General features: G+C 71.5%; 18 protein-coding genes. 4 read left to right on the top strand and 14 right to left on the bottom strand.

Annotation, left to right across the window (positions count from 1 at the left end):
* Positions 1–81: 81 nt before the first annotated feature.
* The 11 genes from ACTFTM_RS21920 to ACTFTM_RS21870 all read right to left on the bottom strand — a co-directional run bounded on the left by ACTFTM_RS21920 (position 82) and on the right by ACTFTM_RS21870 (position 16,822).
* On the bottom strand, positions 82–1,491 hold the full coding sequence (locus ACTFTM_RS21920; protein WP_449562362.1) for a GH1 family beta-glucosidase: 1,410 nt from the start codon (positions 1,489–1,491) through the stop codon (positions 82–84).
* Positions 1,488–3,728: an alpha-xylosidase gene (gene yicI / locus ACTFTM_RS21915; RefSeq protein ID WP_449562361.1), complete on the bottom strand. Its 2,241-nt coding sequence runs from the start codon at positions 3,726–3,728 to the stop codon at positions 1,488–1,490. The genes ACTFTM_RS21920 and yicI overlap by 4 nt, the downstream gene beginning before the upstream one ends.
* Complete coding sequence (locus ACTFTM_RS21910) at positions 3,725–4,606, bottom strand: carbohydrate ABC transporter permease (RefSeq protein WP_449562360.1); 882 nt, start codon at positions 4,604–4,606, stop codon at positions 3,725–3,727. The genes yicI and ACTFTM_RS21910 overlap by 4 nt, the downstream gene beginning before the upstream one ends.
* A gap of 1 nt (position 4,607) precedes the next feature.
* Positions 4,608–5,576, bottom strand: a complete 969-nt coding sequence (locus tag ACTFTM_RS21905; RefSeq protein WP_449562359.1) for a carbohydrate ABC transporter permease — start codon at positions 5,574–5,576, stop codon at positions 4,608–4,610.
* Positions 5,577–5,643: 67 nt separating this feature from the next.
* The gene (locus ACTFTM_RS21900) at positions 5,644–6,948 is read right to left on the bottom strand and encodes an ABC transporter substrate-binding protein (protein ID WP_449562358.1); all 1,305 of its coding nucleotides are present in this window, start codon (positions 6,946–6,948) and stop codon (positions 5,644–5,646) included.
* An 86-nt stretch (positions 6,949–7,034) separates the two neighbouring features.
* Positions 7,035–8,060 carry a LacI family DNA-binding transcriptional regulator gene (locus ACTFTM_RS21895; protein ID WP_449566692.1) on the bottom strand — a complete coding sequence of 342 codons (1,026 nt, stop codon included), beginning with the start codon at positions 8,058–8,060 and terminating at the stop codon, positions 7,035–7,037.
* An 850-nt stretch (positions 8,061–8,910) separates the two neighbouring features.
* A complete protein-coding gene (locus ACTFTM_RS21890; protein WP_449562357.1) occupies positions 8,911–9,720 on the bottom strand; it encodes a metal-dependent hydrolase in 810 nt (269 codons plus the stop codon).
* Positions 9,721–9,823: 103 nt separating this feature from the next.
* Positions 9,824–11,398: a serine/threonine-protein kinase gene (locus tag ACTFTM_RS21885; protein WP_449566691.1), complete on the bottom strand. Its 1,575-nt coding sequence runs from the start codon at positions 11,396–11,398 to the stop codon at positions 9,824–9,826.
* Between the two features lie 178 nt (positions 11,399–11,576).
* Entirely contained in the window at positions 11,577–13,322 is a 1,746-nt protein-coding gene (locus ACTFTM_RS21880) for a serine/threonine-protein kinase (RefSeq protein WP_449562356.1), read from the bottom strand.
* Positions 13,323–13,406: 84 nt separating this feature from the next.
* Positions 13,407–14,741, bottom strand: coding sequence for a glycosyltransferase family 4 protein (locus tag ACTFTM_RS21875; protein ID WP_449562355.1), 1,335 nt, complete (start codon positions 14,739–14,741; stop codon positions 13,407–13,409).
* 137 nt (positions 14,742–14,878) lie between these two features.
* A complete protein-coding gene (locus ACTFTM_RS21870) occupies positions 14,879–16,822 on the bottom strand; it encodes an amylo-alpha-1,6-glucosidase (RefSeq protein ID WP_449562354.1) in 1,944 nt (647 codons plus the stop codon).
* A 42-nt stretch (positions 16,823–16,864) separates the two neighbouring features.
* Between ACTFTM_RS21870 and ACTFTM_RS21865 the strand changes: the two genes are divergently transcribed.
* Positions 16,865–19,570 carry an MGH1-like glycoside hydrolase domain-containing protein gene (locus tag ACTFTM_RS21865; RefSeq protein WP_449562353.1) on the top strand — a complete coding sequence of 902 codons (2,706 nt, stop codon included), beginning with the start codon at positions 16,865–16,867 and terminating at the stop codon, positions 19,568–19,570.
* Between the two features lie 260 nt (positions 19,571–19,830).
* Here the strand turns inward: ACTFTM_RS21865 and ACTFTM_RS21860 are convergent, their stop codons facing one another.
* Both ACTFTM_RS21860 and ACTFTM_RS21855 read right to left on the bottom strand, forming a co-directional pair.
* A complete protein-coding gene (locus tag ACTFTM_RS21860) occupies positions 19,831–20,199 on the bottom strand; it encodes a hypothetical protein (RefSeq protein WP_449562352.1) in 369 nt (122 codons plus the stop codon).
* A gap of 40 nt (positions 20,200–20,239) precedes the next feature.
* Complete coding sequence (locus tag ACTFTM_RS21855) at positions 20,240–20,623, bottom strand: DoxX family protein (RefSeq protein ID WP_449562351.1); 384 nt, start codon at positions 20,621–20,623, stop codon at positions 20,240–20,242.
* A 157-nt stretch (positions 20,624–20,780) separates the two neighbouring features.
* On the opposite strand from ACTFTM_RS21855, the gene ACTFTM_RS21850 reads away from it, so the two are divergent.
* Positions 20,781–21,656 carry an RNA polymerase sigma-70 factor gene (locus ACTFTM_RS21850; RefSeq protein WP_449562350.1) on the top strand — a complete coding sequence of 292 codons (876 nt, stop codon included), beginning with the start codon at positions 20,781–20,783 and terminating at the stop codon, positions 21,654–21,656.
* A gap of 13 nt (positions 21,657–21,669) precedes the next feature.
* Here ACTFTM_RS21850 and ACTFTM_RS21845 read toward each other — a convergent pair whose 3' ends face one another.
* Positions 21,670–22,872: a low temperature requirement protein A gene (locus ACTFTM_RS21845; protein ID WP_449562349.1), complete on the bottom strand. Its 1,203-nt coding sequence runs from the start codon at positions 22,870–22,872 to the stop codon at positions 21,670–21,672.
* A gap of 185 nt (positions 22,873–23,057) precedes the next feature.
* On the opposite strand from ACTFTM_RS21845, the gene ACTFTM_RS21840 reads away from it, so the two are divergent.
* Both ACTFTM_RS21840 and ACTFTM_RS21835 read left to right on the top strand, forming a co-directional pair.
* The gene (locus tag ACTFTM_RS21840; protein ID WP_449562348.1) at positions 23,058–23,678 is read left to right on the top strand and encodes a TetR/AcrR family transcriptional regulator; all 621 of its coding nucleotides are present in this window, start codon (positions 23,058–23,060) and stop codon (positions 23,676–23,678) included.
* Between the two features lie 40 nt (positions 23,679–23,718).
* Positions 23,719–24,429 carry an HAD family hydrolase gene (locus ACTFTM_RS21835; protein ID WP_449562347.1) on the top strand — a complete coding sequence of 237 codons (711 nt, stop codon included), beginning with the start codon at positions 23,719–23,721 and terminating at the stop codon, positions 24,427–24,429.
* Positions 24,430–24,792 lie beyond the last annotated feature (363 nt).

Below are 24,792 nucleotides of genomic sequence, written 5' to 3'. Positions count from 1 at the left end.
GTGAGAACCTGCCGCCCGGGCCGACGGCGGTGCCGAGGGCCGGCCGGGCGATGTCGCCGATCGCGAGGCGGGTGGGTCGGGTCAGCCCCGCGCCTGGTCCAGCTCACCGGTGGCGGCGAGGCGTCGGTACCAGTGCGCGCTGTCCTTCCAGGTGCGCTCCTGCGTGTCGTAGTCGACCCGGATGATCCCGAACCGGCGGTCGTAGCCGTAACCCCACTCGAAGTTGTCCAGCAGCGACCAGACGAAGTAGCCCCGTACGTCCGCGCCCTGCTCGCGGGCGTCCGCGACAGCCGCGATGTGCCGACGCAGGTAGTCGATGCGCCGGTCGTCGTGGATGCGCCCGTCGGCAGCCACCTCGTCGTCGAAGGCGGCGCCGTTCTCGGTGATCATCATGGGCTGACCGGGGTGGTCCCGGCGCAGCCGCAGCAGCAGCTCGGTCAGGGCCGGCGGGTCGATGTTCCACCCCATCGCCGTGTACGGGCCCGGCTGCGGCAGGAAGTCGACGTCCTCGGCGCCCACCCACGGCGAGTGCGCCGACGCGCCGTGACCGTCGGCGTCCGAGCGGACCGAGTGCCCGTCCCAGGCGCGGACGAGGGTGCTGGAGTAGTAGTTGACGCCCAGCACGTCCAGCGGCACGGCGGCCACCTTCTCGTCGCCCTGCTGCACGAACGACCAGTCCGTGACACCGGCCGTGTCGGCCAGCAGGTCGGCCGGGTACGCCCCGTTCATCATCGGCCCGAGGAACGCCCGGTTGGCCAGCGCGTCGATGCGGCGGGCCGCGTCCACGTCCGCCGCCGCGTCCGAGGCGGGGCGGATGACGTGCAGGTTCAACGTCACCGACAGCTCGGCCGTCGGCGCCGTCTCGCGCACCACGCGACCGGCCAGACCGTGCGCGAGGTTCAGGTGGTGGACGGCCGCCAGCGCCGCCGCCGGCTCGGTCCGCCCCGGCGCGTGGACACCGGAGCCGTAACCCAGGTACGCCGAGCACCACGGCTCGTTGAGCGTCGTCCAGGTGTGCACCCGGTCGCCGAGCGCGGCGACGATCCCCGAGGCGTACTCCTCGAAGCGCAGCGCCGTGTCCCGGACCGGCCACCCACCGGCGTCCTCCAGCTCCTGCGGCAGGTCCCAGTGGTACATCGTGGCCACCGGGCGGATGCCGCGTTCCAGCAGACCGTCGACGAGCCGGGAGTAGAAGTCCAGGCCGGCCTGGTTGAACCGGCCGGCGCCACCCGGCTGCACCCGGGGCCAGGAGATCGAGAAGCGGTACGCGCCCAGGCCCAGTTCGGCGACGTGGTCGAGGTCCTGCGCCCAGCGGTGGTAGTGGTCGGCGGCCACGTCACCGGTGTCGCCGTTCAGCGTCCGCCCCGGGGTGTGGCTGTAGGTGTCCCAGATGGACGGGCCCCGGCCGTCCTCGCTGGCCGCGCCCTCGATCTGGTAGGCGGCCGTGGCCGAACCCCAGAGGAAACTCTCCGGAAAGGCACGCTCCGTCACTGTCCTGCCACCTCCGTCCCGGCCACCACACAGTGGTACGCCGACGATTCACCCGCCACCAGTTCCGCCCTGGCCACGCCGTCGCGGAAACCTACCTCGAACTCCGCGCCGGCCCCCCGGCCGGGTGACGGAATCCGTACCCGCCGCCGTTGCCCCTCGGCCGGAGCGTAGAGGCACAGGCGGACGCCGTCCGCCCAGTCGTAGTCGGGCCGGTCGGAGCGCGCCCCGAACGCGATGACCGCCCCGGGCCGGGCGAGCACCGGCAGGCTGTCGAACTCGTGCTTCTCGGTCACCCAGGCCGGCCCGGTCAGCTGGGCGCCGGTCAGCAGGTGCGTCCACGTCCCGGCCGGGACGTAGAAGGTGACCTGACCGTCGGCGCTGAGCACCGGCGCGACCAGCAGGTCGGAGCCGAGCATGTACTGCCGGTCCAGGTACGCCGCGGCCGGATCGTCCGGGAACTCCACGATCATCGGGCGCATCATCGGGATGCCCTCGCGGTGCGCCTCCTCGGCCGCCGCCGCCAGGTACGGCATCAGGCTGAGCTTGAGACGGGTGAAGTGCCGCAGCACGTCGACGGCCTCCGCGTCGTACGCCCACGGAACCCGGTACGAGCCGGAGCCGTGCAGCCGGGAGTGCGACGAGAGCAGACCGAAGGCGATCCACCGCTTGAACACCGCCGGGTCGGGGGTGCCCTCGAAGCCGCCGATGTCGTGGCTCCAGTAGCCGAACCCGGACGACGCCAGGGACAGCCCGCCGCGCAGCGACTCCGCCATCGCGACGAACGTCGCCTCGCAGTCCCCACCCCAGTGCACCGGGAACTGCTGCCCGCCGGTGGTGGCGGAACGGGCGAACACCACCGCCTCGCCCTCGCCGCGCTCGGTCTCCAGCAGCTCGAAGACGGCCTTGTTGTAGAGGTAGGAGTAGTAGTTGTGCATCCGCTGCGGGTCGGAGCCGTCGTGCCACACCACGTCGGTGGGGATGCGCTCACCGAAGTCGGTCTTGAAGCAGTCGACGCCCATGTCCAGCAGGACCTTGAGCTTGCCCGTGAACCAGGCGACCGCGTCCGGGTTCGTGAAGTCGACGAGCGCCATCCCGGCCTGCCACTTGTCCCACTGCCAGACCGAGCCGTCCGGGTTGCGGACCAGGTAGCCCGCCTGCCGACCCTCCTCGAAGAGGTACGAGCGCTGCGCGATGTACGGGTTGATCCAGACGCACACCTTCAGGTCGCGCTCGTGCAGGCGGCGCAGCATCCCCTCCGGATCGGGGAACGTCGCCGGGTCCCAGACGAAGTCGACCCAGTGGAACTGGCGCATCCAGAAGCAGTCGAAGTGGAACACCGACAGCGGCAGGTCCCGCTCGACCATCCCGTCGACGAACTCGGTCACGGTCTTCTCGTCGTACGACGTGGTGAACGACGTGGACAGCCACAGCCCGTACGACCAGGCGGGCACCCGGGCCGGTCGGCCGGTCAGCGCCGTGTACCGGCGCAGCACGTCCTTGGGGGTGGGCCCGTCGATGACGTAGTAGGTGAGCGACTGGCCCTCGACACTGAACTGGTTCTGCGCCACGACCTCGGAGCCGACCTCGAACGACACGTGCTCCGGGTGGTCCACGAACACGCCGTAGCCGGCGCTGCTCAGATAGAACGGCACGTTCTTGTACGCCTGCTCGCTGGCCGTGCCACCGTCCGCGTTCCAGATGTCGACGGTCTGGCCGTTCTTGACGAACGGGCCGAAGCGCTCGCCCAGCCCGTACACCGTCTCGCCGACGCCGAGGGCGAGCCGTTCGTGCACGTACCGGCGGCCCTCGCCGTCGGTGGCGATGCCGACGCTGCGCGCGGTGGACGCGGTGAGCAAGCGGTCGCCGTGCCGGAACTCGACCCGCCAGCCGTCGACGAGCGTGACCCGCGCGGTCAGTTCGCCGGTGGTCAACGACGCGGTGATGCCGGTGATGTCGACGGTGACGGGGTGGGCGCCGTCGGTGGTCAACCCGAAGTGCGGCTCGCGGGGGAGTCCTCCGCTGTGGTGACCGATGGTCACCCCGACGACGCCGGGCGCGGGGGAGAAGAACCGGACGGTGACGACGGGCCGGTTCAGGGTGTCGCCCCGACCGGTGATCTGACCGGCCGGCGCGAAGACGGTGAAGCCGCTCTCGTCCGGCTCGACCGATTCCACCGCGCCGGGGCGCAGCACGCTGACCCCCGGGCGCAGTTGCCAGTACCCGTCGGTGAACTTCACTTCTCGGCTCCTGCCGTGATGCCGCGCGCCAGAGTGCGCTGGAAGATGAGGAAGAAGAGGATGGCCGGCACCAGGCTGATCAGCGCGCCGGCGTTCGTCGTCGGGGCGTCCATCAGACGGTCGCCCTGCAACGAGGCGAGCGCGACCGGGATGGTCTGCGTCTGGTTGTCGATCAGCATGACCAGCGGGATGAGGAACTCGTTCCAGGTCCAGATGAAGAAGAAGATGAGGAGTACGGCCAGGGTGGGCCGCAGGTTGGGAAAGACCACCCGCCACAGCACGGTCCACTTGCCCGCCCCGTCCAGCGCGGCGGCCTCCAACAGCGAACGCGGGAAGGTACCCAGCACCGAGGCCAGCAGGTACGTGCCGAAGGCACTCTGGATCACGGTGAAGATGATGATCACCGCGAGCCGGGTGTTGTAGAGGCCGACCTCCTTCGCCACGTAGTACAGCGGGTAGATCAGCGCCTCCTGCGGCAGCATGTTGGCCAACAGGAACAGCCCGACGATCCAGAGTCGGCCACGGACCCGACCGATGCCCAGGGCGTACGCGTTGAGCAGGGACACGAGGACCCCGAGCACCGCCACGGAACCGGCGATGAGCGCGGAGTTCCACAGCTTGAGCGGGAAGTTCACCTCGTTCCAGTACGTCCGCAGGCCCTTGGTGTAGAACTCGCTCGGCCAGCTCAGCGGCCCGGCCGACGAATAGTCGCCCGGCGACTTGAACGCGTTGAGCAGCATGAACGCGAACGGCACCAGCATGACGAGCGCGCCGACGGTGACCACGGCGAGCACGACCCAGCGGCCGACGCCGCGGTGGTGCCGGTCGCGGACGGGCCGGCGGACCGGCGTCGGGGCCGGAGTGAGCGTCACGGCCATGTCAGAACCCCCGGTCCCGGCGCTCGGTGCGCGCCTGCCACCAGATGAAGACCCCGGCCACCACGACGATGATCAGTGTGAGCACCGTGGAGATCGCCGAGCCGTAGCCGACCTGGAGCTTCTTGAAGAAGGTGTAGTAGGCGAAGTAGGACGGCACGTTCGTGGCGTTCTCCGGGCCGCCCCGGGTGAGCGCGAAGATCGGTCCGAACACCTTCAACGCGGCGATGGTGCAGGTCAGAGCCACCACGAAGGTCTCCGGCCGGATCTGCGGGAGGGTGATCGCCCGGAACCGGTGCAGCCAGTTCGCCCCGTCGACCTCGGCCGCCTCGTACAGCTCCGGGTCCACCCGCTGCAACGCGGCCATGAACACGACCACCGGGTAGCCGATCTGCACCCAGATCATCACCGCCATCACGGCCGGCAGCGCCGTGTCCGGGTCGCCGAGCCAGTCGTGGCGCAGCGCGCCGAGGCCGACGGCGTCGAGCAGGCTGTTGAACGCGCCGTCGGGGCGCAGGATCCAGCCCCACACGATGCCGGCGACGACCACGGGCAGGACCTGCGGGAGGTAGAAGGCGGCCCGCAGGCCGGCGGCGGTACGCGGCTGGAACCGGCGGCCGATGACGTCGAAGAGCACCGAGGCGAGCAGCAGCCCGAGCAGGGTGGGGACCACCACCATCGCGACGATCATCGCCACGGTGTTGCGGAACGACGCCCAGAACACCTCGTCGTCCAGCAGCCGCTGGTAGTTGTCGAACCCGACGAAGGTGGGATCGCCGATGCCGGACCACTTCGTCAGCGACAAATAGCCGGTGCCGACCAGCGGCGCGCCGATGACCAGGAGGAAGAGCACTGCCCCGGGGAGCAGGTAGAGCCAGTACGCCGCGTTCCGGCCGCGCGGTCGGCGGCGGGGTGTCGGCGGGGTGGGCGTCGCCGTCGACGGTGTGACGGCGACGGTCTCGGAGACTGCCATGGGAGATCCTTCCCGGCGGTGCGGGCGGGCGCTCCGGTCGTGCCGGTCGCGCCCGCCGCTCGCCGTGTCACTTGCCGGTGATCTCCTTGACGCCATCGGCGTACGGCTTGGCGATCGTGTCGAGCACCTGATCCGGGGTCTTCGAACCGTTGATCAGGCCCTGGAAGCCACCGACCAGCACGTCGTAGTAGCCGGGCACCGGCCAGTCCGGGTAGAAGGCCAGGCCGTCGGACTTGCTGACCGTGTTGAAGTCCTCGATCAGCTTGCGGTCCTTCGGGTCGCTGATCTTCGAGGCGTCGGCGGCGATCGGAACGCCACCGTTGTTGCCGATCAGGTCCTGGATCTCCGGGCGCAGGGTGATGTCGATGAAGTCGTACGCCAGGCTCTTGGCCTTGCTGTTCGACGGCACCACCCAGATGTTGCCCGACGACCCGGCGTTGAGGGTGTTGCCGGGGAAGAGGAACGTGTCCCAGTTGGCCTTCATCTCCGTCTTGAACCGGCCGTACCACCAGCTACCCGAGACGATCATGGGGGTCTTCCCGGCGATGAACGCGGTGCCCATGTCCTCGGCCTTGAGGCTCGCCGAGTTCTTGGCGACGTAGCCCTTGCGCACCCACTCGGCGAACGTGTCCGCGCCGTACTTGAGCGGGTCGGCCTTGAAGTCGACCGGGTTCTTGTAGAGCTGGTAGTTGTCGACGAACTGCCGGTCGGCCTTGGAGAGCGCCAACTGGTAGAAGAGCTGCCCGGCCGGGTACTCCGCGCCGGCCATGCCCAGCGGGGTGATCTTCTTGCTGACGAAGGTGTCCATCGCGGCGGTCATCTCGGCCAGCGTGGTCGGCACCTTGACGCCGTTGCGGTCGAACAGGTCCTTGTTGTAGTAGACCGTGACGTACTCGCCGTAGTTGGGCACGCCGAACCAGTTGCCCGACCCCATCACGCCCTTGTCGCTGTACCGGGCGGTGGTCTGCAGGCTGGGGCTGAGCTTGCCGGCCCAGCCGCGCTTGTCGGCCTCGGCGCTCAGGTCGGTCAGCAGACCCTGCGACGACAGCAGGCCGGCCGTCGCGTTGCCCTTGTTGTACTCCATGATGTCCGGGCCCTCGGACGAGTTGATGATCATGCCGGCGTTCTGCTGGATCTGCTCGAACGCCTTGCGCTCGAAGCGCACCTCGACGCCCGGGTGCTCGGCCTTGAAGATCTCGATCGCCTTGTTCCAGCCCACCCCCATGGCGCTGTTCTCGCTCTCGTAGTGCCAGAGCTTGAGGGTCTTGGCCCCGCTGTCGTCCTCGCTCTCGCCGCCGCCGCAGGCGGCCACGGTGGTCGTCGCGGTCGCCGCCAGGGCGATCGCCGCGACGATCCGGCGGAATCGCTGCATTGCTATCCTCCTCGTTGAGTATCGAGCCCGGTATCTCACTGGGCCCGTCGTCGCGTTGCCGCGCGGCGGCGGGCCGTTTTTACTGGTCAGCCCCCATGGGGTCGCTCTGTTCGCGGTGCGGCGGTCGAACCCCGGATCTCCAGCACGCACGGCAGCAGTTGTTGGTGGCGCTCGTCGCCGGCCCCGTCCAGGTGGCGGACCAGCGCCTCGATCGCGATCCGCCCCAGGGCCGACCCGGGCGACGTCATCGCGGTCAGCGCCGGGGTGGCCAGCTCGGCCACCTGCGGCGAGGTGACCATCGAGACCACCGAGACGTCGCCGGGCACCGACAGCCCCCGCCCGGCCAGTTCGCCGAGGATGCCGAAGAGCGCCGTCTCGTTCATCGCCAGCACGGCGGTCAGCTCCGGGGCCCGGGCGAGCGCGGCGGCCAGGGCCGCCCGCCCGCCGGCGGCGCTGTCCTCGGCCGGGATCATGATCGGCTCCAGGCCGTGGCCGGTCATGGCCGTGACAAAGGCGTCCCGGGTACGCAACGCGGGGCCGTAGCCACTGGCGAGCGTGGCCGCCGAGTGGTTGACGTACACGATCCGGCGGTGCCCCAGGCCGACCAGATGCGCGACGGCCTCCCGCACGGTCTGGTCGAAGTCGATGTCGACGAAGGAGAGCCCGGCGGCGTCGCCGGTGCGCCCGATGAGCACCAGCGGCACGCCCGCCTCCTGGAGCACGGTGACCCGCTCGTCGGCGAGCTGCACCTCCATCAGCACGACGCCGTCGAGCATCCGCTGCGTGGCCAGCCGTCGCAGGTCGTCCAGGTCGCCGCCGCCGACCGGCGAGAGCACGAGGTGGTAGCCGACCGCGCTGGCCGCAGCGGCGGCGCCGGTGACGAACGCGGTCTCCGTCGCGCCCAGACCACGCTCGTCCATCGGCATCAGCAGACCCAGGATGCGGCTGCGCCGGCTGGCCAGCCCCCGGGCCATGGCGTTGGGCTGGTAATCCAGCTCGGCCATGGCCGCGAGCACCTTGGCGCGGGTGGCCTGGGAGATCGGCCGGGTGCCGGTGAGCACGTACGACACGGTGCTGACCGAGACCTGCGCGAGGCGGGCGACGTCGTGCATCGTGGCCACCACGCACCTCCTCCGGCCTGGAGTGGAACGCTTCCGAATGATCGTCGAAGCGTTTCGACTAAACGTTTCGACAGACGCTAGGCCACGTGTTACGGCACCGTCAATAGCCGATGTCGAAAAGAAGTCCCGCGTGCCGGCACCCGGCGATCCGCGGGGATGTCAGGGCACGCCCACACCGTGCGGGGCGGGTGTCTGGGCGAGCCTCGGCGTGCCTCGGCGAGCCTGGGCGTGCCTCGGCGAGCCTCGGCGAGCCTCGGCGTGCCTCGGCGTGCCTCGGCGTGCCTCGGCGAGCCTCGGCGTGCCTCGGCGTGCGTAGGGCAGCAACCTCGGGGAAGTTGCTGCTTCCCGCGCACCTGAGGCAGCAACTTCCCTGATCTTGTGAGGATCTTGGGGCGGCGCAGGGGTGGGGCGCGAGACGCGGCGGGGCACGACACAGGGGGCGCGGCGGGGCGCGACACAGGGAGCGCGGCGATCTTGCACTTCCTGCGCCGACAAAGCGCGCCAACCCCAACATTTCGTCAACCGTAAGTGCAAGATCGGCGCGACTGGATTGGTCTCGCGTGCTCCTCGCCCGGCCAGCCTCGCATCATCGCGCTCGATCCAGGATCTAGTGGTGTCGGCGCGACGGAAGGCCGCTGGATCCTGGATCGAGCGCGATCTTGATGTCGGTGACGCCCTTTCATCACGTCGATCTTGCGGTTTCTGTGGCGGCACAAGGTGCGAAGCCGGACAGATCGGCATCCACAAGTGCAAGATCGACGCTGCGGGTGCGGTGCGGTGCGGTGCGGTGCGGTGCGGCGGGGCGGGGCGTGGCGGGGCGGGGCGGGGCGGGGCGGGGGGTTTACACGTCGATGTTGAAGCGTTGCAGGACCGAGGGCGCGATCAGACCGGCGGTAGCGAGCACCACGACCACGGTCAGCACGGCGCGCAGTACGACGACCTCGGTCTTGCTGCCGGTGCGCAGCGCGATGCTGTTCGGGAGGCCGATCATCGTCCACATGCGGCGGCGGATCGGGATCGGCCAGAGGATCGGCACCCCGGCTCTGGTGATCATGTCGCCGAGGATGTGCACGAAGCAGCCCACTCCGACGGCCGTACCGATCAGCGGATAGCCACGTCCGCCCGGCAGGTTGGCGAAGGTGAACCAGGCGGCCCCCGCGGACGCGAGCGTCACGATCACCCAGCCGGCCCGTTCGGCCCACTCGTCGAAGAGCCCGCGCAGGGCGAGGCCGAACATGAAGAACAGGATCGTGATCACCGCCCACTTGCCGTACGCGGCGCACAGCGCGGTGGTGCCCCAGCCGACGAGCAGGGTGAACGGGAGCGTGTGGGTGAGCGTCCGGTGCCCGTTGTTACGACGCGGGTCCTTGCTGAGCTTCGTCGCGTAGTAGACGCCGAGCGAGATCTTCTCCATCACCTCGGCGACGAAGAGCGAGAAGACCCCGAACGTGCGGGCGACCGTGGCGCCACCCTGGTTGCGGGTCACCTTGCCGGACAGGTCGAGGTCCGGGAAGAGCGCTCCACCCGCGCACACCGCCGTGCCCACCGCCAGCGCCAGAGGCGACTGGTGGTAGTCGGCGAACTGGTCCAGCGCCCAGGACCCGGCCAGCCATACCGCCGCGCCGGACAGCGCGTGCGACGGTCCCATCATCTTCGGCTCACCCTCCCCAGGGATCTTGAGCGCCAAAACTACGCCACTGTCGCCAGCGTCGGTGTCGCAGGGGCGTCAGTAGGACCGTCCACTGCGGACAGTGTCAGAGGGTGGGCGTGAAGCTCTGCCGGATCATCACGAAGTATGCCGCGTTGACCTGCCAGTCGAACTCCTTTGTCAACCACGAGACGGTGTAGGCGCGCCCGGCCGAGGTGTTGGCGAGCAGCCGGATGCTGTGCACCCGATCGCCGGCGGCGTTCTCCCAGCTGCACTCCCAGAGGGCCCCGCCGTCGAAGACGTCCAGCGCGGAGATGTCCACCTTGCGGTAGCCGGGGAGCGCGTCGGCGGTGACAAGCCGTTCCTCCTCGGCGTCGAGGTGCGCCACCGGATCGGTGCGCAGCGGTCCCGCCTCGACGCTGAGCACGCGCGCACCGCTGGGCTCCCGGAAGCAGGTCACCGCCCCTTCGGTCCAGCGTGCCCAGCCCACCGGGGCGGCGATGCGGAAGCCACTCGGGTCGTCGTGCCAGGTCCAGCCGTCCCGCAGCCCGTACCGTGCGTCCTTCGGTGGGGGTACCGAGGGCACCGGCGTGGCCGTCGGTGGCGGGGGCGTGGCGCAGGCGAACGCGGCCGGTCGTGCGGCGGTCGCGCCGCCGCCGGAGCCGGACGGCGGGGTGCGTTCGTCCGGGCGGTGCAGCAGCGCCGCCGTGACGCCACCACTGACGAGCAGGGCCATTGCGGTCGCGGCGCCACCCCACGCGATGAGCCGTCCGCGTCGGCCGACGGCGCGGTTCGCCGGCCGGTGGATCGGCGTCGCCGCGTCGCGCGGGGGACCCTCCACGTCGGCCGGGGCGGACGCGGCGGCCCGGGCCGCGCCGCGGACCGCCGCCACCGCTGTGGACCGTGCCGGCGCGGGCCGGTCGTGGTCGGTCGCCGCCGCGGCGCGCAGCAACGGTTCGGCCTCGCTGGCGGTCAATCTCCGCCAGGGGTCGCGCTGCAACAGGCCGCGGATCACCGCACTCAGGGGGCCGGCCCGGCGCATCGGATCCGGTGGCTCGGTGGCCAGCGCGCTGAGCGTCGCCATCGCGCTGGACCGGGCGTACGGGGACTGCCCCTCGACCGTCGCGTAGAGCGTCGCGCCCAGCGACCACAGGTCGGTACGCGGATCCGACACGCCGTCGCGCGCCCGCTCCGGTGCCACGAACTGCGGGGAGCCGAGCACCAGGCCCGGACCGGTCATCGCCCCGTCGCCACCGTCGAAGGTGGCCAGGCCGAAGTCGGTGAGCACCACCCGCCCGTCGTCGGCGACCAGCACGTTGTGCGGCTTGACGTCCCGGTGCAGGACACCGGCGGCGTGCGCGGCCCGCAACGCGGCGAGCACCGCAAGCCCGATCTGAGCCGTACGGGCGGGACTGAGCGGCCCCTCGGCGTTGATGATCTGCTGCACGGACCGGGATGCCACGTACTCCATCACGATCCACGGGTTCTCCCCGTCGTGCACCACGTCGTACAGGCGGACGACGTTGGGGTGGTTGAGCCGCGCGGCGGTGCGCGCTTCGCGCAGCGTCCGCAGTCGTAGCTCCGCACGCTCGGACTCGGCCAGCCAGGCCGGCGGCACGACCTCCTTCACCGCCACGTCCCGGTGCAGCATCTCGTCGCGGGCCAGCCACACCCGGCCCATCCCGCCGCTGCCGACCAGGTCGAGCAGCCGGTACCGACCCGCGATCAGCAACTGCTGCACGGTCGCTCCCCCTCGGTCACCCTGAGTTACACGATAGCCACCGTCGCCGTTTTTCTCATCCGCTGAGCGGCCTCGATCCACGCCGGACGGAGGGCTGAGAAGGGCCATACGGCGCAGGTCAGCGGGGTGGTCGGAAACTCTTTCGCACAGTGGACCAGTCTCCGTCGGCGGTGGTCCAGTCGCGGTCGTCGGTGATCCAACCCAACGTCCAGCGCGACTCGCCCACAATCTGTTGCCGGGCGTGGATCCGCGGGCCGTCCGGGGCGTCCCACCGACACTCCCACTCCGCGTCCGCGTCGCCGCGGGCGAGCCGGATCTCGTCGTAGCCGGGCAGCGCCCCGGCCCGGGCGGCCTCGTCCCGGGCCGCGCGCAGCCGGGTCATCGGGTCGGCCGCGCCGCCCTCGGCAACGCTCAGCGCCCGGCCGGTGGCCGGATCCTGGAAGCAGGCCACCGCCCCGTCGCGCGAGTGGTACCAGGTCGCCGGGACGGAGACCCGGAACCCGGTGGCGTCGGCGTACCACACCCACCCCGGTGGTGGCCGGAACCGCTCGCCCGCACCGGGTGACCCGGCCGTGACCGGTGTGCCGACGATGTCCGGCCGGACGCAGGGAAACGGCGGCGGGGGCACGTCGCGGCCCCCGGGCGGCGGCCTACCGGGGCCGCCGCGGTGCGGGCCGCCCCGGCCGTCGCCGTCGTCCCCGTCCGGCCCGCGACCGTCGTCCACCTGCCCTGCGGTCGGCGTCGTGGTCGGCCCGGCGGTGTCGGTCGGGGCATCGTCGGCGACGGCCAGCGCGGTGCCCACCCCGGCGGCGGCCGCCACGAGCAACGCCGTCACGACGAGCGCCGCCCGACGCGTCGCCGGCCGGCGGGCCGCGCGCCCCGTCGTGCTGGTGCCGGCGTCCTCCGAGTACCGCACATCCGGGCCGAGGCTGGGGCGATCATCGACAGGAGCGTCTCCGGGTGGGGCGACGCCGGCGCCGATCGGGTCGGGCACGGGCTGCGGGGTGGTGGAGTGGGCGACTTCCCCGGAAGTGGACACCGTCGAGGTCGAGATGCCGGTCGGGCCCGCGGCGGCGGTGAGCAGCCGGCGGGCCCCGTCGTGGTCGAGACGCTCGTGGGGGTCGCGGCGCAGCAGCCCGTCGAGCACCGGCGCGAGCGGACCGGCGTGCGGCGCCGGGTCCGGTGGGCCGGCGGCCAGCGCGCTGAGGGTGGCCATCGCGTTGCTGCGGGCGTACGGGGAGCGGCCCTCCACGGCGGCGTGCAGGGTGGCGCCCAGCGACCACAGGTCGGCGGCCACCGTGGACACCCCCTCGGCGGCCCGCTCCGGGGCGACGTACTGAGGGGACCCGAGCACCATCCCGGGGCGGGTCATCGCGCCGTCCCCGCCGTCGAAGGTGGCCAGGCCGAAGTCGGTGAGCATCACCCGGCCGTCGTGGGCGACGAGCACGTTCTGCGGCTTGATGTCGCGGTGCAGCACCCCGGCGGTGTGCGCGGCCTCCAGGGCGTCGAGCAGGGCCAGGCCGATCCGGGCGGCACGGACCGGATCGAGGGGCCCTTCGGCGTCGAGCACGTCCTGCAGGGTGCGCGAGGGGACGTACTCCATGACGATCCACGGACTGCCCTCGACCGGGACGACGTCGTAGAGCCGGACCACGGCGGGGTGGTTGAGCCGGGCCGCGGTGCGCGCCTCGCGCAGGGTGCGCGAGCGCAGCTCGGCCCGCTCGTGGTCGGCCAACCAGCTCGGCGGTACGACCTCCTTGACGGCGACCTCGCGGTGCAGCATCTCGTCGTGGGCTCGCCAGACCCGACCCATACCCCCGCGGCCCACCAGGTCGAGCAGCCGGTACCGACCGGCGATCAGCACCTGCGCACGCTCCTTCTCAGCCGCTGTCCGGGTTAACACCCTAACCAGCGGATCGGAGCGTACCTATAGGTCTTCCGACCTACCTCAACAGGCGGCGTGGTCGGCGGCGGCGAGCAGATTGCCCTCCGGGATGGCGATCCGGTTCCGGCCGCCGGCCAGTCGGGCGGCGGCCCGGCGAGCCTGGAGCGGGCCGTGTTCGCGGCGGGCGGCGGCGTAGCTGGCGGCGGTGCGGGCCGCGATGGCGGCCCACCCGTAGCGCTCGCCGACCATGGTCCGGGCCCGTCGGGCCACCCGCCGGGCGAAGACCTCGTCGCCGAGCAGTCGGTCGACCGCGCCCGCGAGGGCGACCGGATCGCTGTGTGGGAACGTCACGCCGGTGACGCCCGGTTCGACGATCTCGGCGAGGCCGCCGGTACGGGCCACCGCGAGGGGCGCCCCGGCGGCCGCGGCCTCCAGAGCCACCATGCCGAACGGCTCGTAGAGGCTGGGCACGACCGTCGCGTCGGTGGCGCCGAGCACCGCCGGCAGTTGGGTGGCGTCGAGGAAGCCGGTGAAGCGGACGGTCGAGCCGAGCGCCAGGCGACGGGCCTCGGCTTCCAACTCGGGGCGGTACGGACCGTCGCCGGCGATCACCACGCGCAGCCCGGGGTGCCGCTCGCGCAGTCGGGGCACGGCGTGCACGAGATGCTGGACGCCCTTCTCGTAGACCAGTCGGCCGGCGTACCCGACCAGGGGACCGTCCGCGGCGAACCGCGCGCGGGCCGACGCGACCGCACGTGGTCGGGCCCGCCAGGCCCGGTCGTCGACCCCGTTGGGGACCACGTCGACCAGCCCGGTCGGGACGTCGAACAGCCCGCTGACCTGGTCCCGCATGTAACCCGAACAGGTGATCACCCGCGTGGAGGCGCCGCTGAGCCAGTGTTCGACGCCGTGGATGGTGCGGTTCATCTCCTCGGGCAGCCAGCCCTGGTGCCGTCCGGCCTCGGTCGCGTGGATGGTCGTGACCAGCGGCAGGTCGAGGTGTTCGGAGAGGGTGACCGCGGTGTGGGCGACGAGCCAGTCGTGGGCGTGGATGACGTCGTAGGCGCCGGCCTGGGTGGCGCGCAGGGCGGTGCGGGTGAGGGTGTGGTTGAAGGCCATGGTCCAGGCGAGCAGGGAGCCGGTGGCCAGGGGGAACGTGACGGGGTCTTCGGGGGCGCGCAGGATGCGGACGCCGTCGGCGTACTCCTCCAGGGGTGCGCCTTCGGCGTGGCGGGTGACGACGGTGACCTCGTGCCCGGCGGCGGCCAGGGCGACGGACAGGGCGTGGACGTGGCGGCCGAGGCCACCGACGAGCACCGGCGGGTACTCCCACGACAGCATCAGCACCCGTAGCTGCCGGGCGGGGTTGATGTCGATCACGTGGGCATCGGGTGACATGCGGCCCCCTTTGAGTTGTCCCCGGGCGCGCGCCGACCGACACCGGAGTCGATGTCGCCGTCGCGTCTGGATCGGGGCCAATCCTGCCGGCGCCGAGATAACCAGCGGAGACACCGCCGTTGCGGTCATGTAAAGCGCTACTGGCCCTTTCGGCGCACCCGCAGCAACTCGGCCACCGACCACGCCTGGAACGGGCAGCCGGTCGCGGAGTGCGGCGCGACACCGTCGGCCGTCTCACTTACCGATCCTAGCCCATATTCGGTCAGATGGGACTCAATGCCAATCAATACATCATCGACTGACATCTTCCCCCGACGGGCGGCGTCCACGTACGGCCCGAGCAGCCACGGCCACACCGTGCCCTGGTGATACCCGCCGTCCCGCTCGGCCGGGCCGCCCCGGTGGCGACCCACGAACTCGGGCGCATCCTCCGCGAGGCTGCGCGGCCCGAGCGGGGTGAGCAGTCCGTTGCCGATCCGGCGCAGCGTCGCCTCGTCCGGCTCCAACGGCGCGAACGGCAACGACCAGGCCAGCAACTGGTTGGGGCGCAACGCGTCGTCGTCGTGCAGCGCGGCCCCACCCAACGGGTACGCCGGCGCGGGCGCGTCCAGCACGTCGTACAGCCATCCGGTCGGGGCCGGGAACCGCGCCCGGAACGAGGCGGTGGCCCGCCCGTGCAGTCGCCACACCTCGCCCGCGTCCTGCCCGGCCAGCTCCGTCAACTCGGCGAGCCCGGCCAACCCGTTGATCCACAACGCGTTGACCTCGACCGGCTTGCCCGTGCGCGGGGTGACCGGCACGCCGTAGACCCGGGCGTCCATCCAGGTCAGGGCGGTGCCCGGGGCGCCCTGGGTGAGCAGCCCGTCGGCCTGGTCGACGGCGATCCCGTACCGGGTGCCGGCCACGTGCGCGTCGACGACCCCGCGCAGCGCGGGCAGCAGCTCGTCGCCGAGGTCGGTGTCGCCGGTGACCGTCACGTGCCGGCTCACCGCGTGCAGGAACCACAGGGTGCCGTCGACGGTGTTGTACTCCACCCGGCCGGTGTCGGCGGTGTTGGCGAGCATCCCCTCGGAGAGCGTCGCCGCGTACGCCCGCAGCAACTCCCGCCCCTCGGTGGCCCGGCCCGTGCAGAGGAACAGCCCCTCGTACGAGATCATCGTGTCCCGCGACCAGGCCCCGAACCACGGATACCCGGCCACCACGTCGACCGCCGCCTGCCGGGTGCGGACCACGAACGCGTCGGCGGCCAGCGCCAGCGTGGCGTCCACGTCGTCGGCCGGCCTCGCCGTCGCCACCACCTGCCGGTTGCGTCGCCGGGCCGTCGTCACGATCTCGTCGGCCGGCGGCGGCTCCTCGTCCAGCCGACCCGCCCAGGCCCGCACCGACACCGTGTCACCGGGGCGTTCCAGCTCGCCGGCGAAGCGGCCCGCGTACCAGACGTCCTCGTCCGGGTGCAGCCCCCGGCTGGCCTCCTCGCGGTGGTGCACGCCCAGCCACCACTGCCCCTCCGGCGTCCAGCCGGGGCCGGCGAGCCGGTACGCGCCCTCGACCACCGCGCCGTCGGCGACGGCCTCGACCTGTGGCGTCGGCCCGTCGGCCCGCCGCTCACCGTGCGCGTCGCGCCAGGTGCACGCGGCGGACAGCTCCAGCCGGACCGGACCGCCGGCGACCAGTCGGTGCACGACCGCCACGCAGGAGCGGCCGGGCAGCATGGCAAGCTCGCGTTCGATCACGACGGCGCCGATCCGCCACCGCCAGCGGGGGAGCCCGTCGACCAGCTCGAAACGCTCCAGCAGCTCGAACCCGCGCGGGTCGACGTCGCCGGAGGACCACTCGTGCGCGCCGAGGCGTACCCGCGCCCCGGACGGCAGGGTGACCGCCGGGTCGAGGCTGACCAGTCCCACCTGGCGGGACGCCGGAGTGTCACCCGGCACCACCAGCAGGCCGTGGTACCGGCGGGTCCGCAGCCCGCCCACGGTGCCCATGGCGTACCCGCCGAGGCCGTCGGGCACCAGCCACTCCCGGGTGGACGCGCTGGTCAGGTCGCCGCAGACCTGCGGACCGAAATTAATGTCGATCAACTTTCCTCCACCGCCGTCGAGGTGTAACACGCCACGGCGAGAATGGCCGCTGTGGTGAAGTACCGCGGCGGCGTCAAAGATGTGCACGTGATCACTGACGGATCGTCCTCCGACGCCTCGCCACCCGACGCTGAGCGGCTTCGGCTCGCGCAGGCCGACTCGGGGGAGCAGGACTGGCGTGCATGGGGTCCCTATCTGTCCGAACGGGCGTGGGGGACGGTACGGGAGGACTACAGCGAGCACGGTACGGCGTGGGACTACTTCCCACACGACCATGCGCGGTCCAGAGCCTACCGGTGGAGCGAGGACGGGATGGCGGGCGTCTGCGACGACCGGCAGACCTTCGCCTTCGCCCTGGCGCTGTGGAACGGCAGGGACCCGATCCTCAAGGAGCGGATGTTCGGCCTGGGCGGCGACAGCGGCAACCACGGGGAGGACGCCAAGGAGTACTGGTGGTACCTCGACAGCACCCCGACGCACTCCTGGATGCGCTGGCGCTACCACTACCCGCAGGCCGCCTTCCCGTACGACGAACTCGTCGCGGTGAACGCGCTGCGCGGCCGGGACGACACCGAGTACGAGCTGGTGGACACCGGCATCTTCGACGACGACCGGTACTGGGCGGTGACCGTCGACTACGCCAAGGCGTCCCCGACCGACCTCTGCATGGTGATCACCGTGGCCAACCGGGGCGATGAGGCGGCGACCCTGCACGTGCTGCCCACCCTGTGGTTCCGCAACACCTGGGCCTGGGGGCTGCCCGGCGGCGACCGGATGCCACGGCTGACCGGTGACGGCACCCGGCTGGTCGGTGAGCACCGGGTGCTCGGCCAACTGCTGCTCGAGGGCGACGGCGGCCCGGTGCCGCTGCTCTGCGACAACGACACCAACGCCGAACGGCTCTGGGGGCTGCCGGGCCGCTCGCCGTACCCGAAGGACGGCATCAACGACCACGTCGTCAACGGCGCGCCCACGGTCAACCCGGCCCGCGAGGGCACCAAGGGCGCGCTGCACTACGTGCTCGACGTGCCGGCCGGCGGGCAGCGCCAGATCCGGCTGCGGCTGACCCGTACCGCGTCGCCCCCCGCCGCCTGCCCACCGCCCCCGGCGGACCTGCGCGACGGCTTCGAGGCGGTGGTGTGGGCCCGGCGGGCCGAGGCGAACCGGTTCTTCGCCAACGTGATCCCCGAGGCCGCCACCGCCGACGAGGCGCTGGTGGCCCGGCAGGCCATCGCAGGGCTGATGTGGGGTAAGCAGTTCTACCACTTCGACGTCAAGCGCTGGCTGGACGGCGACCCGGGGTCGACACCGCCGGCCGGGCGTCGGCACGGGCGCAACAGCGCCTGGTGGCACATGACCAGCTTCGACGTGATCTCCATGCCCGACCCCTGGGAGTACCCCTGGTACGCGGCCTGGGACCTGGCCTTCCACTGCGTGAGCATCGCCCGGGTCGACCCGGGCTTCGCCAAGGAGCAGATCCTGCTCCTGCTACGCGAGTGGTACCTGCACCCCAACGGCCAGATCCCGGCGTACGAGTGGGCGTTCGGCGACGTGAATCCGCCGGTGCACGCGTGGGCGGCGCTCAAGGTGTTCGAGATCGACGGCGGCAAGGACTTCGAGTTCCTGGGCCGGGTGATGCACAAGCTGCTGCTCAACTTCACCTGGTGGGTCAACCGCAAGGACACCGGCGGCAACAACGTCTTCGAGGGCGGGTTCCTCGGGCTGGACAACGTCGGGCCGTTCGACCGCTCGGCGGCGCTGCCGGTGGCCGGCGTGCTGGAGCAGTCCGACGGCACCGGCTGGATGGCCATGTACGCGCTCAACCTGCTCGACATGGCCATCGTGTTGGCGGAGCACGACCGGACCTGGGTGGACACGGCCACCAAGTTCTTCGAGCACTTCCTCTACATCGCGGCGGCCGCGTACGAGCAGGGGCTGTGGGACGACGAGGACGCGTTCTTCTACGACGTGCTGCGGCTCGCCGACGGCACGAAGGTGCCGCTGAAGGTCCGCTCGGTGGTCGGGCTGCTGCCGCTGGCCGCCACCACCCGCCTCACCGCCAAGACCCTGCACCACCTGCCGGAGTTGGGCGCGCGGCTGCGCTGGTTCCTCACCAACCGCCCCGAGTACGCCGAGGTCATCGGCACCCGACGGATCGGCCCGGACGGCCGTCAGCAGCGGCTGCTGTCCATGGTCGGCCAGGATCAGGTGGTCCGGCTGCTCGCCCGGATGCTCGACCCCGACGAGTTCCTCTCCGACTTCGGCCTCCGCACGTTGTCCCGCGCACACCTGGACAAGCCGTTCTCGGTCAACCTCGGCGGCCAGGAGTTCTCCGTCGGCTACGAGCCGGCCGAGTCGACGAGCGGCCTGTTCGGGGGCAACTCGAACTGGCGCGGGCCGATCTGGATGCCGACGAACTTCCTGCTGATCAGCGCGCTGCGCGACTACGCGGCGTTCTTCGGTGACTACCTCCAGGTGGAGTATCCGACGCGCTCGGGGGTGAAGCTCTCGCTGGATGAGATCGCCGACGACCTGTCGAGCCGGCTGATCTCGCTCTTCACGCAGGACGACTGGGGTCGCCGACCGATCTACGGCGCGGCGCGGCTGTTCCAGACCCACCCCGACTGGCGGGACCTGGTCGCCTTCCCCGAGTACTTCCACGGCGACAACGGCGCCGGACTGGGCGCCTGGCACCAGACCGGCTGGACGGCTCTGGTTGCCGACCTGATCCTCACCCTGCGCCGCTGACCCCTGCCCGCGCCGTGCCGCGCGGCGCCGTGCCGCGCGGCGCCGTGGCCAAGATCCGCGCAACTTCAGGGATGTTGCGGCATCACGGCGGCGGGAAGCAGCAACTTCACCGAAAGTGTGCGGATCTTGGGATGGGCGCAGCATGATCGCGCTCGATCCTTGTTGTAGTGGTGTCCTCGGCGCGGGAGGCCACTACATCCTGGATCGAGCACGATCATGCGGGTGCGGGGCAATTGTGCCGAGCAGGCGTCGACGTCGGGCTATCCGTAGCCGACGTGGATGATCAGCTGGCCGTTCCTGGGTTCGGCCACCACGTAGACGGACCCGGGGTCGAGCAGCTTCGGCGGCAGGTTCTGCTGCTCGGAGAGGCCCATCTGCTCGGCCAGCTGCGCCGGGGACTGCCCGGCCGGGGGCGCGACCGTGACCTGCCACGAGCACCCGCCGGAGGCGCACGTCTCGCTCTCGTCGACGACGGTCGCCCCGGCGGGCACGTCCGGGATCCGCCACTTCGGCGGCAACGATCCCTCGTCGCCGAACGCCCACAGCGACAAAAACCACAGGCCCCAACCGCAGGCCAGCAGGCCCACGACGCCGAGCCCGGCCAGGAAGAGGCGTCGAGGCGAGGTCATCGGGCCAGGCTAGCGAGGCGGTGTGGAGATCCAGTGAATGTCAGCCGGTGAAGGACTCGGGGCCGAGCCGACCCCAGGCCACGAAGGCGGCCAGGGCGAGGTACACGGCGTTCACCGCGACGAACCTCGCCTCCTGGTAGCGCACATGTGTGATCATCGCGCCGACCATCAGCAGTACCCAGCAGATGGCGGTGAGCGGCACCAGGACCGGCGCGATGTCCAGCACGGCGGGCAGGAGCAGACCGACGGCGGCCAGGAGTTCGAGCACCCCCAGGGTCTTGACGAAGCCGTCGCTGGCGTCCCCGGCCCACCCGCCGCCGCGGTGCGAGGCCAGCTTCTCGCGGGGTACGAACGTCTTGGTGATGCCGCCGGCCAGCGCCACCGTGGCCAGCAGTCCGGCCGCGATCCACAGCGCGATGTTCATGGACGTTCCTTTCGATCGGGTCGACCACGAGACACCGCCGGCCCGGTGGCTGTGACTCACCCCGGTGGGTGATGTGCTGCACAGGCCCGTGGTGTCACAGGAGGCCGTCGACCGGTGTCGGGTGGTGGTGAACCGACGTCGAGGACAGGAGTCGCACATGGATCCCGCCGTGGACGCGTTCGTCACGCACCGGAACCTGCTCTTCACGGTGGCGTACGAGATGCTCGGCTCGGCGGCCGACGCGGAGGACGTACTCCAGGAGACCTGGCTGCGATGGGCGGACGCCGACCACGCGGCGGTACGGGACGAGCGCGCCTACCTGGTCCGGATCACCACCCGCCAGTCGCTCAACCGGCTGCGGACGATCGGCCGGCGCAGGGAGTCCTATGTCGGCTCCTGGCTGCCCGAGCCGTTGCTGACCACGCCCGACGTCGCCGATGACGTCGAGCTGGCGGAGCACGTCTCGATGGCGATGCTGCTCGTGCTGGAGACGCTCGGCCCGACGGAACGGGCGGTGTTCGTCCTGCGGGAGGTGTTCGAGATGGACTACGACGAGATCGCCGCGACCGTGGAGAAGAGCCCCGCCGCGGTCCGCCAGATCGCCCACCGGGCGCGGGCACACGTCGCCGCGCGCCGGCCGCGCGGCCCGGTCTCCGCGACCGAGGCGCGGCGCGCGTTGGAGGCGTTCCAGCGGGCGGTCGAGCTGGGCGACGTGCAGGGCCTGCTCGACATCCTGGCGCCCGACGTCGTCCTGCTGGGCGACGGCGGCGGCATCAAGCAGGCCGTGCTGCGGCCCGTCGTCGGCGCGGACAAGGTGGCCCGTCTGCTGGCCTCGCGGCAGGTGGAGGTCGCCGCGCTGTCACTGCACCCGGCCGAGGTCAACGGCTGCCCGGCGTTGATCGTCCGGATCGACGGTGACCTCGACACCGTCCTGACGGCGCGCGTCGACGACGGTCTCGTCACCGGTCTGTACGCCGTCCGCAACCCCGAGAAGCTGTCGCACATGCGCCGGGCCACGGTGCTGCGGCGGTGAACGACGACGCCGGTCAGAACGGTGGCATGGAGGCCTCGCCGGGCCGGTGCCGGGATCGTCGGGCGTCCGCGGCGGCGACACCGAGCAGCACCAGTGCGGCGGTCGCACCGGCGGGCAACGGCGGCAGGGGGAGTGTCACCGGCACCGACAGGGCGAGGGCCAGCAGGCCGACCGCCCGCGATCGGGAGACCCGGTCGAAGACCTGGTACTCCAGGGCCGCCCGTCCGGCGAGGAAGAGCGCCGGGCCGCCGAGGACGGCGATGAGCCAGGCCGCCGGAAGGTGGCCGAACGGCTCGGTGATGTACAGCTCCATCCCCACGCCGGTCAGCACGATCCCCGCGATCATCGCCAGGTGCGCGAACGCCATCTGGGTGGCGAGCCGGGCGGGGTCACCGGAGGTGCCGATGGCGGTGTCCAGCGTCCCTCCGGCCAGGTGGAAGTAGATCCGCGACAGCAGGACTGTCGTCGCCAACGCGAGCACGAAGGCGGCCGTCTGCGCGGCGTGGAAGCTGCTGCCGCTGAAGGCCAGCCCGATGACGAAGATGGCCTCACCGAGCGCGATGAGCAGGAACTGCTGATACCGCTCGGCCAGGTGCTCGGCCGCGATGCCCCGCACGCCGAGCCGTTGCGCGCCGAGCCGGGGGGTCGGCCACCCGAGGTACGACCCCGTGTGGTCGACCAGCACGGCGAGGGCCCAGAGCCAGCCACGGACGTCGCCGTCGTTCACCAGCCCACCGACGACCCAGAACGGCGCGGTCAGGCCGAGCCAGAACATGATGCGGACGGACTGCTGCGGATCGGGCTGGCCGTGCCCGGCGATGTGGAAGTACGCCACCCGGCCGACCTGGAGGGTCACGAGCGTGATGGCGAAGAGGGAGGCCCGCGCGCCGAATCCGTCGGGCACCGCGACCGCCATCGTCATCGCGCCGGCCATCGTGATGACGATGACGGCCTGGACGATCATCGCCTCGGGGTCGAGCCAACTGGTGGACCAGACCGTCAACGTCCAGACCGCCCACAGCGCCAGCAACAGCACCAGCGCCTGACCGAGGCCCGCGAGCACCCCGCGCTCGCCCCCGGTGAAGTCGTCGATCAGCCGAATGGAGATCCGGGTGAGGGCGAAGACGAAGACGAGGTCGAGGAACAGTTCCAGGAAGGTGGCCCGCTCGCGGGTGTCCGCGCCGCGTACCAGCCCGCCACCGGGGACCTGCCTCACCCGTCGACCGCCTCGGCGGGCCGACGCCGTCGAACGACCACGTGCCCTCCCGTCGCGGTGACCTGATCACCTAACGAACGACCATCGGGTACGGCAGCGAGCCGGTTCACGGCGGGGGAGGAGGCGATCAGTCACCAATCCGTCACGAGGCAGGTGCGGACAGTGTGGGTCGTTACGCTCGGCCGGTGTCCGTACCTGCCGAGGAGGCCATCGAACACGAGCGACGCCTGCTCATCGTCGCCGCCGCCCGCGAGCTGGCCGAGGCCGAGGGCTGGGTCGGCCTCAGCGCCCGTCGGGTCGCCGAACGGGCCGACATGGACCTCGGCGACCTCTACCGGCACTTCGCCGACCAGGAGGCGGTGCTGGCCGCCGTCGCGGTGCACGGCTTCGCCGATCTGGCCGCCGCGCTGACGGCGGCGCACGCCGACAACCCCTGCCCCGAGCGGGCGTGGGCGGTCATGTCGGCCGCGTACCTCGACTTCGCGTACGCCAATCCGGCTGTCTACGACGCGATGCTCGCGCTGACCCCGGACCTCGCCCTCGGCGCGGCCGGGGTGCCGGCGGCGCCGAGAGCCGTCTTCGCCGCGCTGCGGGCGGCCCTGCTCCCGCTGGCGCAGGGGCGCGATCTGGACACCCTCGCCGAGGTGGGATGGAGCCTGCTGCACGGGGTCGTCATGCTCACCCGCGGCGGTCGTCTGCGCCCGGAGGCGCAGGAGGAGCGGGAGGCGATGATCACCGAGAGGCTGCTCTGGTGGCCCTGCCCGGCCGACGGAAACCCGGTGGGTGCCCGGGGCGGTATGCCCTAGAGTCGCGTCCGCACGATCATGATCGCGAGGAGGGGCCGGCATGACCGCGGACCAGGAGGCCCGCCGACGGGCACAGGTGCTGATCTTCGACGCGGACGACACGTTGTGGGAGAACAACGTCGTCTTCGAGCGGGTGATCGACGACTTCCTGGCCTGGATCGACCACCCCACGATGGACCGGACGGAGATCCGCACGATCCTCGACGACATCGAGCGGGCGAACGCGGTGGCGCACGGGTACGGCAGCAAGGTGTTCCTGCGCAGCCTCGGCGAGTGCCTGGAGCGGCTGCGCGAGCGCCCGGCCACCGACGCCGAGCGCCAGGAGATCGACCGGCTGGCCCTGGCGCTGGTGGAGCACCGGGTGGAGCTGATGCCCGGCGTCGCCGAGGCGCTCGACGAGTTGGCACAGCGGCACGACCTGTTGCTGCTGACCAAGGGTGACCGGGAGGAGCAGCAGCGCAAGCTGGACGCCTGCGGCCTGTTGCACCACTTCGGGGCCGCGCACATCGTCGCCGAGAAGAACGTCGACACGTACCGGTGGCTGGTCCGCGAGCACGGGTTCGAGCCGGCTGAAGCGTGGATGATCGGCAACTCCCCGAAGTCGGACATCCTGCCGGCACGGGCGGCCGGGCTGAACGCGGTGTTCATCCCGAACGAGAACACCTGGGTGCTGGAGGACGACGAGTTGGACCCGACCGACACCGGCGTGCTGCGGCTCGCGGCCTTCCGGGACCTGCTCCGGCACTTCTGACCGTCGAATCCGAACAGCGTCCGCGATCATGGTCGCGTTACGCGTACCTGCCGCTTTTTGCCCTTGAGATCAGTCACGTCCCGGGCGGCCCGGCAGCGCTTGTCCGGCCCGGCGCGATCCGCCTAGCCTGGGCCGGCGTTCGCGGCCTTTCGGGGTGTGCCGCGGGCGCACCGGCGTCCGGCAGGTGGGCACCGTGGAGCTGAGTGCAGGGCGGCCGGGCCTCCCCACCGAGCCGCGTGGCGTCGTGCCGCGCCCACGCGCGCGGTGAAATGCCGGAGCTGTCCGCTCCCCCGCCGGACGGCCGAGGGTCAGGACCGGGTAGTTGCGGACCCGGTCCTGACCCGGCCACTCCTTGTGAAACAG

The sequence above is a fragment of the Micromonospora sp. RB23 genome (genome assembly GCF_053585025.1).
This window is presented reverse-complemented; position numbering and strand designations above follow the sequence as displayed.

Bases quoted from the DNA above. Each gene is read 5' to 3' on its own strand.
- ACTFTM_RS21910 (WP_449562360.1), bottom strand. From the start codon at position 4,606: ATGGCCGTGACGCTCACTCCGGCCCCGACGCCGGTCCGCCGGCCCGTC.
- ACTFTM_RS21905 (WP_449562359.1), bottom strand. From the start codon at position 5,576: ATGGCAGTCTCCGAGACCGTCGCCGTCACACCGTCGACGGCGACGCCC.
- ACTFTM_RS21900 (WP_449562358.1), bottom strand. From the start codon at position 6,948: ATGCAGCGATTCCGCCGGATCGTCGCGGCGATCGCCCTGGCGGCGACC.
- ACTFTM_RS21895 (WP_449566692.1), bottom strand. From the start codon at position 8,060: ATGCACGACGTCGCCCGCCTCGCGCAGGTCTCGGTCAGCACCGTGTCG.
- ACTFTM_RS21890 (WP_449562357.1), bottom strand. From the start codon at position 9,720: ATGATGGGACCGTCGCACGCGCTGTCCGGCGCGGCGGTATGGCTGGCC.
- ACTFTM_RS21885 (WP_449566691.1), bottom strand. From the start codon at position 11,398: ATGGGCCGGGTGTGGCTGGCCCGCGACGAGATGCTGCACCGGGACGTG.
- ACTFTM_RS21875 (WP_449562355.1), bottom strand. From the start codon at position 14,741: ATGTCACCCGATGCCCACGTGATCGACATCAACCCCGCCCGGCAGCTA.
- ACTFTM_RS21865 (WP_449562353.1), top strand. From the start codon at position 16,865: ATGGCCGCTGTGGTGAAGTACCGCGGCGGCGTCAAAGATGTGCACGTG.
- ACTFTM_RS21860 (WP_449562352.1), bottom strand. From the start codon at position 20,199: ATGACCTCGCCTCGACGCCTCTTCCTGGCCGGGCTCGGCGTCGTGGGC.
- ACTFTM_RS21855 (WP_449562351.1), bottom strand. From the start codon at position 20,623: ATGAACATCGCGCTGTGGATCGCGGCCGGACTGCTGGCCACGGTGGCG.
- ACTFTM_RS21850 (WP_449562350.1), top strand. From the start codon at position 20,781: ATGGATCCCGCCGTGGACGCGTTCGTCACGCACCGGAACCTGCTCTTC.
- ACTFTM_RS21835 (WP_449562347.1), top strand. From the start codon at position 23,719: ATGACCGCGGACCAGGAGGCCCGCCGACGGGCACAGGTGCTGATCTTC.